The organism is Chitinophaga japonensis (genome assembly GCF_007830125.1).
In the GTDB taxonomy this organism is placed as follows: Bacteria; Bacteroidota; Bacteroidia; order Chitinophagales; family Chitinophagaceae; genus Chitinophaga; species Chitinophaga japonensis.
In genome coordinates, this window is the sequence record NZ_VLLG01000002.1 from 1,926,379 (window position 1) to 1,938,533 (window position 12,155).

The following is a 12,155-nucleotide window of genomic DNA, read 5'->3' on the forward strand; positions in this document are numbered from 1 at the left end:
ATTTTTATGAAACCGAGCAAAACGTTGACCCTGATAGCCGCCGCTTTCGTCCTGGCATGCAGTGCCTACGCACAAAGCGTGGACGAGATCGTAAACAAGCACATAGCCGCCATGGGCGGCCGCGATAAGTTAAAGAACATGGAAACCATGTATACAGAAGGGATTATGGAAATGCGGGGTATGGAGATCCCCATCAAATTGTGGGTAGTGAACGATAAGGCCGTGCGGATGGAGTTTGAAGTAATGGGCTCCAACAATATACAGGTGGTGACCCGCAACGGCGGCTGGATGCAGATGCCCTTTCAGAGCCCCGAGCCCAAAGAGATGGACTCCGGTATGGTGCGTGCCATGCAGCCCCGCCTGGACCTGGCAGGAGAGCTGTATGACTACAAGTCCAGGGGCCGGACGGTAACCCTGGAAGGAAAGGAGACCACCGCCGGCGTGGAGGCGTACAAGCTGAAGGTGATCAATGAGAACGGCTCGGTCACGCATTTGTTCGTGGATGCCAATACCTACTACATTGACAAGATCGAAAGCCGGGTGAGCGCCCAGGGGCAGGAAATGGATATTGCCACCATGCTGTCTGACTATAAGAAAACGGACAATGGGTATGTGTATCCCGCCCTTACCACGCAGGAGCCGATTGGCAGCAAGATCAGCGTTACCAAAGTGGAAGTGAACAAGCCGGTGGATGAAAGCCTGTTCAAAATGCCGGGTAAGTAAAATTTATTTATACAATCCATGCATGGCGGCTGTTTCGGCCGCCATTTTTTTTACCAGTTGCTCCGGCGCCAGCACTTTTACATTGGCGCCATAGCCCAGCAGCAGCATCTGCAGCTCGTGGTTGATCACCACGTGAAGGGATATACGGCATTCCTGCGCGTTGTCAATAAGCACCTGCTGGGTAGCATGCAGGGGCTGTGATTTTACATACTTACCCTGGTGGGGCGTAAAGGACAGTACTACATTTTCCGGCGCGCCTTCCAGCACGGTAATGCCAATGGCGTGCTGGTAATAGCTGGCATCGTCAAAATTCTTTTCATCAAAATGCTGGTTGGTAGGCCACAGCTTCACGATCCTGTCCAGCGCAAAGGTGAGCAGGGTGCCGCCCTTGGCTTTCTGGCTTTTGCCGATCAGGTAAAAACGGTGCTGGTACTCGCGCAGGTGGTAGGGCTCTACCCAGTGCTCCTTCGGCTCATTGCGGTCAAAGCTCTGGTAGGCAATGCGGATCACTTCCAGGGTTTTGATGGCGTCCACTATTTCCGGGATATGCTCTGCGCCCTTGTACTGGGTGGCGCGTGCAAACCTGATCAGCCCTTTATGCTCCAGCGCCTGCCGGTTCATTTTGAGGCTGGCCGCTATTTTCAGTATGGCATCCTCGAACTGCTGTACCACGGGCAGGCTGCGGAACTGTTCCAGTATGCCGATGGCGATCTCCAGCCCCTGCAGGTCGGCCTCTTCAATAGGAATATTGCTGATGGAATAGGCATCGTCCTCATAGCGGTAAGTGCCGCTGCTGCGGTCATATACGATGGGCGCCATATAGTTCAGCTCCGGGTCCTGCCGCATATCCTGTATATCCTTCTGTATGGTGCGGGTGGAGATGCTGGCATCCATTTTTTCCGATACGTAGGCAATGAGCGCTTCCAGCGTAGGCCTGGGCAAACGCTTGTTGCGCAGCCTTTCATCTATCCAGCGGTAACGGGAAAGCGCATCTTTATTCTTGGGCATGGAGCAGGTTTTAGGGGGGTAAAAATAAAGAAATTTCACTACGCAAATCCCCTGCGTGCAGCCCGGGTAGTTTTGCTATTGTTATTAAACACCTGAGCTATGAAGAAGGTACAAGCACAGCAAACACCCGCACAAAGAAAAGTTTTAGTAGGCAAAGCCGATGCGGCCGCCACCATGCAATGCCGGGCCATTTCCATCGGGCAGGTCATACTGGATGAGTCCAATTATCTCACCTTCTGGGGATATATACAGGGAGATGGCGGCTGGCGCCGTTGTGATTTCATCACTAACTACGATGTGCTGAACGAGATGCTGCGCCATAGCGGGCACATGAATGATGCCATCCAGATGAGCATTGTGCAGCACCTGGAAGATATGCGGCAGGTACCGGAAGTAATAGACCTGGAGGCCAGCCACGGAGAAGCAGTGGTTTTTGATAACATGCGCTTCCAGTTAAGCCGTCCCCGCCTGCAGCAGCAGGGCCGGTGGATAGAGTACACCGAAGGCGAGTGCTATTACATCACCAAAGTAACACCGGAGCCGGCCCGGGAAACGGTGGCGCATGAGCAGCAGATAGACCAGTGCATGGCGCTGCTGGGCAAAAGCTACGAACTCTACCTCGGCTACCTGGAGCTGGATTTCGAAGAGACCGTGGCCCGGCAGGAAGCGAACCTGACAGACGATCTGAAATATACGATGGCCTATTACGCCTGGAAACAACATCACCATTGAAAGACCCCTGCATTAATCCCATACCTGGCACGCCCGTGTAACCCCTGATCCTGACTGTTTGTTAACACCTTTCCCTACCCCGGCCGGGGTAGGGAAAAAATTTATAAAAAACTTCCCTAAAGTCTATAAAATTTGTAGGAAATTACTACATTTGGTGTCATAAATAGATGTACCATGAGCTTAAGATTAGGAGATATAGCGCCGAATTTCCAGGCGAAGACCACACAGGGGGACATTGATTTTTACGAATACCTGGGAGATAGCTGGGGCGTACTGTTTTCGCACCCGGCGGATTATACCCCGGTATGCACTACCGAGCTGGGTAAAACGGCCCTGCTGAAGGATGAATTCGCCAAACGCAACGTAAAGGTGCTGGCGCTGAGCGTAGACCCGCTGGACAAGCACCTGGGCTGGATCAACGATATCAACGAAACACAGCAGTGTGAGGTGACTTTCCCGATCATAGCGGATGAAGATAAAAAGGTAGCCAACCTGTACGGCATGATCCATCCCAATGCATCAGAGACCTTTACCGTAAGGTCGCTGTTTGTCATTGGCCCGGATAAAAAGGTGAAACTGACCATCACCTACCCGGCCTCTACAGGAAGGAACTTTTTCGAAGTGCTGCGTGTGATCGACTCCCTGCAACTAACGGCCCAGTATAGCGTAGCTACCCCGGCCGACTGGAAAGAGGGGGAAGATGTGATCGTGGTGCCGGCAGTGGCCACGGAGGATATCCCGGCCAGGTTCCCGAAAGGGCATAAGATCATTAAGCCTTACCTGAGAACGACGCCGCAACCGAACAAATAGGCGAAGATCTTTGTTAAGGTTAATAGCAGCCCCGGCTGGTGGCTGCGCAAATATTAAGCAAGTAATGGAGCCGCCGCGCAAATGCCTGGCAGGCTTTTATTCATAAGAATTTTTAATGGTTGGTTTTTGATTTTTACGAAACGGGGATTTTTCCCCGTTTTTTTATTTTTACCTGTTCTTCCTCAACTGGTTCAGCACCGCCTGCATATCCTTTGGTAAAGGCGCTTCCAGTTGCTGCTCCACGCCCTTATTGTCCGTAAAGTGCAATTGCCAGGCATGCAGGCCCAGGCGGCCCAGCAGCGGGCGCTCCTCCTCGGTATATTTACCCAGCCGGTATTTTTTCTTGATAGCGGAAAGTAGTATGGGCGCGGGATTGCCGTATAGCTCGTCTACCACGATGGGGTGTCCCAGGTGCTTCATATGCACCCGTATCTGGTGGGTACGGCCGGTATGGATCTGCAGCCGTACAAAGCTGTACAGCCCGAATGTCTCCAGCACTTCGTAGTCAGTCAGCGCCGCCTTGCCTTTGCGATTGGCCACCATTTTACCTTTTTGCACCGGGTGCTCCATGATCGGCTCGTCGATGCTGCCCTGGAGCGGTACCGGCTGGCCGGATACCAGGCCTGCGTAATACTTCTTCACCTCCCGCGATTCAAAGAGCTGGGAAAAGTAGCGGTGGGCGGCTTCGTTGCGGGCAAACAGGATCAGGCCGCTGGTGTCCCTGTCCAGCCGGTGCACGGTAAAGATATTACTGTAGGCTTTTTTCAGTAAGGTCTGCAGGGATGGGATCTCGTTATCGTGCCGGTCCGGTATGGTCAGCAGGCCGGCCGGCTTGTTCAATACAATATAGTCGTCTGTAACTTTTACCAGGAGATCGTTGATGCGCATAAATGTATGAGCTGCGAAGCTATAACGGTTTATTTAAAGTGTTTCAGCAGAATAACTTCTTTATCTGTTAAAAAACGCCATTTACCACGGTTGACGTTCTTTTTGGTGAGCCCTGCGTACATCACGCGGTCCAGTTTCTCCACCTTGTATCCCAGGTGCTCGAATATGCGGCGCACAATGCGGTTCCTGCCGCTGTGTATCTCGATGCCCAGTTGCGTTCTATCCTTGCTGTCCACATATCCCAGGGCATCTACCAGGGCCACGCCGTCCTCCAGGGTCACGCCCTGCAGTATCTGTTCAAAGTCGGCTTTGGTGAGCGGCTTGTCCAGCCCCACCTGGTATATTTTTTTGATGTTGTGCCGGGGGTGCGCCAGCTTCTGGGCCAGCTCGCCATCGTTGGTCAGCAGCAGCAGGCCGGAGGTGTTGCGGTCCAGGCGGCCCACGGGGAATACTCTTTCCCCCGTAGCATCTGCCACCAGCTCCATCACGGTTTGGCGGCCTTCGGGATCGTCGGTGGTGGTAATATAGCCTTTGGGCTTGTTCAGCAGGATGTATACCAGGTTTTTCTGGATGGAGATGCGCCTGGTGCCTAATTTCACCACGTCATTGGGTGTTACTTTGAATGCCGGCTCCTGGATGAGCTGACCGTTTACCGTTACTTTACCTTCCTTGATATAGTCCACTGCTTTCCGGCGGGAGCACACGCCGCAGTGGGCAATGTATTTGTTCAACGGCATGCCTTCGCCTTCCGGCGCCTGCTCGCTGCGGCGGTTCGGTTTGCCTTTAGAAGGCTGCGCGTCGCGTTTGGACTTATTACGGTCCTGCTTCCGGGCCTGTTTATCCGCAAAGCGGTCATTGGCGCGGTCAAAGAATTGCTGGCGGTTAAAGCCGCTGGGCGTTTCACGTACCGGGCCTTTCTCCCGGGTGCCGCCGCCGTGAAAGGCGCTGTCATCGTCATGCCGGCGTGCGGGCTTTTCGTCCAGGTTCCGCTTACGGGGAGCGGGCCCGGGCCTGTCCTCGGCGCCCGGCCGGCTTTTACGCGGCGCCGGCCTGTCAGCGCCTTTTTTATTTTCTTTAAAAGGGGAAAAACCTTTCTGTGCAGGTTTGTTCTTTTTCATTTGCTGCATTTATTCATACCATCAGGCCTGACAGGTTTTTAAAACCTGACAGGTTTTTTTGTTGTCGTTATCCTTTATTGGCCAGTTGTCCGCAGGCCGCATCTATATCCTTGCCACGGCTGCGACGCAGGCGGGCGTTCACCCGGTGCCGGCCCAGGTAATCCATGAACTTTGCCACGGCATCCTCGTCCGGTTGCTGGAACCGCGCATTGTCAATGGGGTTGTACTCGATGATGTTGATCAGGTCTGCCGGTACCTGCCGGTAAACATGGATCAGCTCATCCGCATCCTTCAGCGAGTCGTTAAAATTCTGGAAGAGGATGTATTCAAAGGTGATCTGGCTTTGCGTAGCCTTGTAGAAATAGTTCAGCGCCTCTATCAATACCTTGAGGTTATTGGTATCGTTAATGGGCATGATCTCACTGCGTTTCTTGTCATTGGCGGCATGGAGGGACAGGGCCAGGTTAAACCGCACCTTGTCGTCGCCCAGTTGCCGGATCATTTTGGCTACGCCGGCGGTAGATACGGTAATACGCCGCGGCGACATGGCCAGCCCGTCGGCAGCCGTAATACGCTCAATGGACTGCAGCACGTGCTTATAGTTCAGCAGGGGCTCGCCCATGCCCATGTATACAATGTTGCTCAGCTTTTTGCCGGATGCTTCAAGGGATTGCTGGTTCAGGAGCGCTACTTCGTCGTAGATCTCGTCAAAATCCAGGTTGCGTTTGCGGTCCATATAGCCCGTAGCGCAGAATTTGCAGCTAAGGCTGCAGCCTACCTGGGAAGATACGCAGGCGGTTTGCCGGTTCTCCGTGGGGATCAGTACCCCTTCTACCAGGTGCCCATCGTGCAGGCGGAACCTGCTTTTGATGGTGCCGTCCGTACTATGCTGGGTGGTGTCTACCCGCAGGGCCGGCAGGGTAAAATTGGCTTCCAGGGTGCTGCGCAATTGCTTGGAGAGGTTGGTCATGGCCTCAAAGCTGGTGGCATGCCGCTGCCACAGCCACTCGTGCACCTGTTTGGCACGGAATGGCTTTTCCCCGATGGTGCTGAAATACTCCTGCAGGGCCGGCAGGCTCAGGTGCCGGATATTTTGCTTATCAGATTTCATGGTTTAAGTAGTTGTCTGTACACTCCCCGCTATGCCGGGTGGAGCTTGCCGTTTCATGATCAGTCAGTCGTTAAATGAGCAGATGGCTGCCTTACGGCAGTCGGAAAGCAACTGCAAAGATAAGGGAAATAGTTGTAAGCAAGGTTTTCCCTACATTTACACCTCAATTTTAACAAATGCAGACTGCTTATATCGTAGACGCGGTACGTACGCCGATAGGCCGCTATGGCGGAGCGCTCAGGACCGTAAGGCCGGATGATATGCTGGCCCTGATGGTCCGTGCGTTGCTGGAGCGTAACCCGGGGCTGGACCCCGCCGCCATTGAGGACCTGATAGCCGGCGCTACCAACCAGGCCGGGGAAGACAACCGGGACGTGGCCCGCATGGCGGTGCTGCTGGCCGGCCTGCCGGTTACGGTGGCCGGTAATACCGTGAACCGTCTTTGCGCCAGCGGCCTGCAGGCCATTATGGACGCAGCCAGGGCGATCATGTGCGGAGAGGGGGAAGTGTACCTGGCCGGCGGGGTGGAGAGCATGACCCGCGCCCCTTTTGTAATGGCCAAATCGGAAGGGCCTTTCAGCCGCAGCACGGAGATATATGACAGCACCATTGGCTGGCGCTTTACCAATAAAAAACTGGCGGACATGTATTACCCTTATTCCATGGGAGAAACCGCGGAGAACCTGGCCCGGCAGTGGGGCATTGGCCGGGAGGAGCAGGACCTCTTCGCTTTCCGCAGCCAGCAGAAATACCGGGCGGCCCTGGAAGCAGGCCGTTGGCAGGCGGAGATCGTACCCGTGGAAATTACCCCCAACCGGGAAGAGCGGGTGGTATTTGCCAAAGACGAGCATCCCCGGGAAACCTCCCTGGAGAAGCTGGCCGCCCTGAAGCCTGCCTTTGCCAAAGACGGCAGCGTGACCGCCGGCAACTCCTCCGGTATCAATGACGGCGCTTCCATGGTGCTGATCGTTGCTGAAAGTGCGCTGCAGCGCTTCGGGCTAAAGCCGCTGGCGCAGGTAAAGGCCATGGCGGTAGCCGGGGTAGATCCTTCCATCATGGGCATAGGGCCGGTACCGGCCACCCGGAAAGCCCTGCAGCGGGCCGGCCTTGCAGCGGGGCAACTGGACCTGGTGGAGCTGAACGAGGCTTTTGCCTGCCAGTCCCTGGCCTGTATCCGCGACCTGGAGCTGAACCCGGAGCTGGTGAATGTAAATGGCGGCTCCATTGCTATCGGTCACCCGCTGGGATGCAGCGGCGCCCGTATCACTACCACCTTGCTGCATGAGCTGCGGCGGCGGCCGGAAGCACGGTATGCGCTGGCCACCATGTGCGTGGGCGTGGGCCAGGGGACAGCGATGGTGTTTGAAAGAAGCTAAAAAATAAACGAGCGGTCGGACATTACATCCGGCCGCCCGTTGATGGCAAGCAAAAAAGGGATCACAAACAAATCTGCTTCTCCGTCATCATCTTCCGGAGATTGATCAGGCCATAACGCATACGACCTAATGCGGTATTGATGCTCACTTGCGTGAGGTCTGCAATTTCTTTAAAACTCAGTTCTGCGTAATGCCGTAAAATGATCACTTCCCGTTGCTCTTCCGGCAGCATGTCCAGCATCTTACGTACCCGGTCATGACTCTGGCGGGTGATCATCCTGTCTTCCGCGCAACCGTCGCTGAACCCCAGCATGTTGAAAATGTCCTTATCATCGCTGGTCTTGATCACAGGCGTGCGCTTGATCTTCCGGAAGTGGTCTACGCAGAGGTTATGGGCAATGCGCATAGCCCAGGGAAGGAACTTTCCTTTTTCAGTATACCGTTCCGCACGGATCGTGTCAATGATCTTAATAAATGTATCCTGAAAAATATCTTCTGCCAGAAAGGGATCTTTTACCAGTAAAACGATGGAAGTAAACAGCTTGTCCTTATGCCGGTGTACCAGCTCCTCTAAAGCCGAAGTGTGTCCCTTTTTGAAGAGGGTGATCAGTTGCTCGTCACTTAATTTATACGTTATCTGCATAAACTTCTACTAATAGACGGGTTAGTAAATAATACGGACTTAACAGTCTGTAGGTTGTGTTGGTTAAGTAGAGTTTATGCTATAGTTTTGCTGTTTTTTTGGTTAAAGTTCGTAATTGTCCTTAGGCCTCGCCAAATCTAGGTATAGTTCACGTCTATTGCAAATATAATTGAATACTTTAAAAAAACAAGTTCCCGTAACCTAAAAATGATACCTATTTTCCGAATAAAACCCGCAGGCATGGCCGCCCCGGGCCGGGATGCGTTATAACTGCAACAGTATCAGCAGTTATATATCTTTCAACCGATATTAGCGCATTGCTTTATTTATCACCTTTAAATGTGAGCGCCGGCGGCCGTTTGGCACCCCGCCACTGCTTTTTGGATTTTATACCGTACTTTCGAATTTACATTCGGACCATTGGGAAAGGGTGTTCAGATTGTCTTTATTTTTCGAAGAATTTGCCCAACAATCATGGCTACAAAAGTTAAGAAACAGGAAACGGTAGTTGACGATCAGTCAGTTAACACACAAGATCATATTTTCATAAAGGGAGCAAGGGTACATAACCTGAAGAATGTAAGCGTGAGCATTCCCCGCAGCAAGCTGGTAGTGGTGACCGGGGTGTCCGGCTCCGGCAAGTCGTCCCTGACCATGGACACCCTGTATGCCGAGGGGCAGCGCCGCTATGCGGAAAGCCTCAGCGCTTACGCCCGCCAGTTCCTCATGCGGATGAACAAGCCGGATGTGGACTATATCAAGGGCATTTGCCCGGCCATTGCCATAGAACAGAAGGTGATCACCCGTACGCCCCGCTCCACCGTGGGGTCCATGACGGAGATCTATGATTACCTGCGGCTGCTCTTTGCCCGCATCGGGAAAACCTATTCCCCTGTATCCGGGCAGTTGGTGAAAAAACATGAGGTGAGCGATGTGGTGGACTTTATCACCCGCCTGCCCCTGGGCGCCAGGGTACAGATACTGGTACCTTTCCGCCGTCATGCCAAACGGGATGTAAAGGAGGAGCTGAACATCCTGATGCAGAAAGGATTTTCCCGTATGTATGTGAAGGAAAAGGAAGGCGGGCAGTTGCTGCGCATAGAGGAACTGCTGGAACAAAAGAAACCGGCGCTGCCGGAAGCCGTTTTTGTGCTGATAGACCGCATTGTAGTGAAGGAGTTTGAGGAAGACGACAAGCACCGGATAGCAGACAGTGTGCAAACGGCCTTTTATGAAAGTGAAGGCGATTGCCTGCTGGAAGTGGATGGCAGCACCCAACAGCACTTCACCAACCGCTTTGAGTTGGACGGTATACAATTTGAAGAACCGGTGCCGAACCTGTTCTCTTTCAATAATCCTTATGGCGCCTGCCCGGTGTGCGAAGGTTTTGGGCAGGTGCTGGGCATAGACCCGGACCTGGTGATACCCGACAAACGCCTGAGTGTATACGAAGGCGCCATTGCGCCCTGGCGCGGGGAGAAAATGGGCGAGTACAAGGAAACGCTGATCAAAGCGGCCCGCAAGTTCAACTTCCCGGTGCATAAGCCTGTTGCAGAGCTGACAGATGAGCAGCAGCAGTTGCTGTGGACCGGCAACGAGCATTTTTACGGCCTCCATGAGTTCTTCAAGATGGTGGAGCAGAACCTGTACAAGGTACAATACCGGGTGCTGCAGGCGCGCTACCGCGGCCGTACCGTATGCCCGGAATGCAGGGGCGGCCGGCTGCGCAAGGAAGCGCTCTACATCCGGGTAGGCGGCAAAAGCATTGCCGACCTGGTAGACATGCCGGTTACCGACCTGAAACAATGGTTTGACGAGCTACAGCTCAGCGAGTACGACCAGCAGGTGGCCAAGCGTATCCTGATCGAGGTGCACCACCGTATTAAAACCTTGCTGGACGTAGGCCTGGGCTACCTTACCATGAACCGCGTGGCCAATACGCTCAGCGGCGGCGAAAGCCAGCGCATACAGCTCACCCGCTCCCTGGGCAGCAACCTGACCAACTCCCTGTACATACTGGACGAGCCAAGCATCGGCCTGCATGCGCGTGATACGCACCGCCTTATCGGCGTGCTGAAAGAGCTGCGCAACCTGGGCAATACCGTAGTGGTGGTGGAACATGACGAGCAGATGATGGAGGAAGCAGACTACATTATAGATATGGGCCCCCTGGCCAGCCACCTGGGCGGGGAAGTAATATTCGCCGGCAACTACCAGCAGATACTGAAGGACAGCAAAAGCCTTACCGGTAAGTACCTCAGCGGGCAGCTCACCATAGAGCCGCCCACCCATGTACGCAAATGGAAAAAAGCCATTACGCTGGAAGGCTGCCGGCAGCATAACCTGAAGGACATTACTGTAGACTTCCCGCTGCAGGTGCTGTGCGTGGTGAGCGGCGTAAGCGGCTCCGGCAAAACCACGCTGGTAAAGCAGATACTGTATCCCGCGCTGATGAAGCTGAAAGGGGAGTTTGCCGAGCGGGTAGGCCAGCACCGGGCGCTGAAAGGCGCGGTGGATGACATTACGCAGATAGAGATGATCGACCAGAACCCTATCGGCAAGTCATCCCGTTCCAACCCCGTTACCTACATCAAAGCCTACGACGAGATCCGTGACCTGTTCTCCAAACAACCACTGAGCAAAATGCGCGGTTTCCAGCCCAAGCATTTCTCCTTTAACGTGGATGGCGGCCGTTGCGACGCCTGCAAGGGAGAAGGGGAAGTGGTAGTCGAAATGCAGTTCCTGGCAGACGTGCACCTTACCTGCGAAAGCTGCGGCGGCAAGCGCTTTAAGGACGAGGTGCTGGAAGTGACCTACAAGGGCAAAAACATTTATGATGTGCTGGAAATGGGAGTGGACGAGGCGCTGGAATTCTTTAAGGACGAAAAGGACGTTAGCAACAAGATACGCCCCCTCAGCGATGTGGGGCTGGGATATGTGAAGCTGGGCCAGAGCAGCGATACCCTGAGCGGCGGGGAGGCGCAGCGTGTGAAACTGGCCTCTTTCCTGGGCAAGGGCCGTGCGCAGGGGCATATCCTCTTCATTTTTGACGAGCCCACCACGGGCTTGCACTTCCATGATATCAAGAAGCTGCTGAACTCTTTCAATGCCCTGATAGACCAGGGCCACTCCGTACTGGTGATAGAGCACAACCTGGACGTGATACGCAGCGCGGACTGGGTTATAGACCTGGGGCCCGAAGGCGGCGCGGGCGGTGGCAACCTGTTATATACCGGCGCGCCCGCAGGATTGAAAAAGGCGAAGGAAAGCTATACGGGGAAGTATTTGTAATTACCGGAGCCGGTCCAGCGATTTGATCAGCTTTTCATCTTTGTAAATGCCCCGGGCGGCCAGGAAAAGGAAAACCAGGATCAGCACCGGCAGAAAAGCGCCCGGCAGGTAGGTGGCGGATACAATGCTAACGCCGCCTGCCACCAGGTCATTGGCATGGTCCCGTACTTTCAGGTACTGCAGGGCAATAGCGCCAATGGCAAACAGTATGTTAATGACCGTTAACCTGAACTGCAGCTTGCGGTTCTTATACAGGAAGATGCAGATAAAGGCCAGCAACACAATGATCATGTATACAGAAAATACCAGGTAGCTGGACTGGGCGTTGAAATAGCTCACTGAATTATTGCTCAGCCGGGCTTTCCACAGGTTGAAGAACCAGGTGGCGGTTCCGGCAGCCGCTGCCAGCAGCAGATAAAGGCTTTGAATGCGTTGTATCATGATATTCCCGAATG

At 54.0% G+C, this 12,155-nt stretch carries 11 protein-coding genes; 5 read left to right on the plus strand and 6 right to left on the minus strand.

Annotated features, from left to right (window positions below; genetic code table 11):
* Positions 1–6: 6 nt before the first annotated feature.
* Entirely contained in the window at positions 7–723 is a 717-nt protein-coding gene (locus LX66_RS07955) for a LolA-like protein (protein WP_145711559.1), read from the plus strand.
* Positions 724–726: 3 nt separating this feature from the next.
* On the opposite strand, the gene LX66_RS07960 is transcribed toward LX66_RS07955, so the two are convergent.
* Positions 727–1,731, minus strand: coding sequence for a helix-turn-helix transcriptional regulator (locus tag LX66_RS07960; protein ID WP_145711561.1), 1,005 nt, complete (start codon positions 1,729–1,731; stop codon positions 727–729).
* 99 nt (positions 1,732–1,830) lie between these two features.
* On the opposite strand from LX66_RS07960, the gene LX66_RS07965 reads away from it, so the two are divergent.
* Both LX66_RS07965 and LX66_RS07970 read left to right on the plus strand, forming a co-directional pair.
* The gene (locus LX66_RS07965) at positions 1,831–2,463 is read left to right on the plus strand and encodes a hypothetical protein (protein WP_145711563.1); all 633 of its coding nucleotides are present in this window, start codon (positions 1,831–1,833) and stop codon (positions 2,461–2,463) included.
* Positions 2,464–2,637: 174 nt separating this feature from the next.
* Positions 2,638–3,273: a peroxiredoxin gene (locus LX66_RS07970; RefSeq protein WP_145711565.1), complete on the plus strand. Its 636-nt coding sequence runs from the start codon at positions 2,638–2,640 to the stop codon at positions 3,271–3,273.
* A 168-nt stretch (positions 3,274–3,441) separates the two neighbouring features.
* Here the strand turns inward: LX66_RS07970 and LX66_RS07975 are convergent, their stop codons facing one another.
* From LX66_RS07975 to rlmN, 3 genes are all read right to left on the minus strand, one after another.
* Entirely contained in the window at positions 3,442–4,161 is a 720-nt protein-coding gene (locus LX66_RS07975) for an RluA family pseudouridine synthase (protein WP_145711567.1), read from the minus strand.
* 29 nt (positions 4,162–4,190) lie between these two features.
* A complete protein-coding gene (locus tag LX66_RS07980) occupies positions 4,191–5,279 on the minus strand; it encodes a pseudouridine synthase (protein ID WP_211366062.1) in 1,089 nt (362 codons plus the stop codon).
* Positions 5,280–5,346: 67 nt separating this feature from the next.
* The gene (gene rlmN / locus LX66_RS07985) at positions 5,347–6,390 is read right to left on the minus strand and encodes a 23S rRNA (adenine(2503)-C(2))-methyltransferase RlmN (RefSeq protein ID WP_145711570.1); all 1,044 of its coding nucleotides are present in this window, start codon (positions 6,388–6,390) and stop codon (positions 5,347–5,349) included.
* A 176-nt stretch (positions 6,391–6,566) separates the two neighbouring features.
* Here rlmN and LX66_RS07990 point away from each other — a divergent pair, with 176 nt between their 5' ends.
* Positions 6,567–7,766 carry a thiolase family protein gene (locus LX66_RS07990; protein WP_145711572.1) on the plus strand — a complete coding sequence of 400 codons (1,200 nt, stop codon included), beginning with the start codon at positions 6,567–6,569 and terminating at the stop codon, positions 7,764–7,766.
* A gap of 61 nt (positions 7,767–7,827) precedes the next feature.
* Here the strand turns inward: LX66_RS07990 and LX66_RS07995 are convergent, their stop codons facing one another.
* Entirely contained in the window at positions 7,828–8,409 is a 582-nt protein-coding gene (locus LX66_RS07995; protein WP_145711574.1) for a sigma-70 family RNA polymerase sigma factor, read from the minus strand.
* Between the two features lie 474 nt (positions 8,410–8,883).
* Here LX66_RS07995 and uvrA point away from each other — a divergent pair, with 474 nt between their 5' ends.
* The gene (gene uvrA, locus LX66_RS08000) at positions 8,884–11,700 is read left to right on the plus strand and encodes an excinuclease ABC subunit UvrA (protein ID WP_145711576.1); all 2,817 of its coding nucleotides are present in this window, start codon (positions 8,884–8,886) and stop codon (positions 11,698–11,700) included.
* Here the strand turns inward: uvrA and LX66_RS08005 are convergent, their stop codons facing one another.
* Positions 11,701–12,141 carry a DUF4293 domain-containing protein gene (locus LX66_RS08005; RefSeq protein WP_145711578.1) on the minus strand — a complete coding sequence of 147 codons (441 nt, stop codon included), beginning with the start codon at positions 12,139–12,141 and terminating at the stop codon, positions 11,701–11,703.
* Positions 12,142–12,155 lie beyond the last annotated feature (14 nt).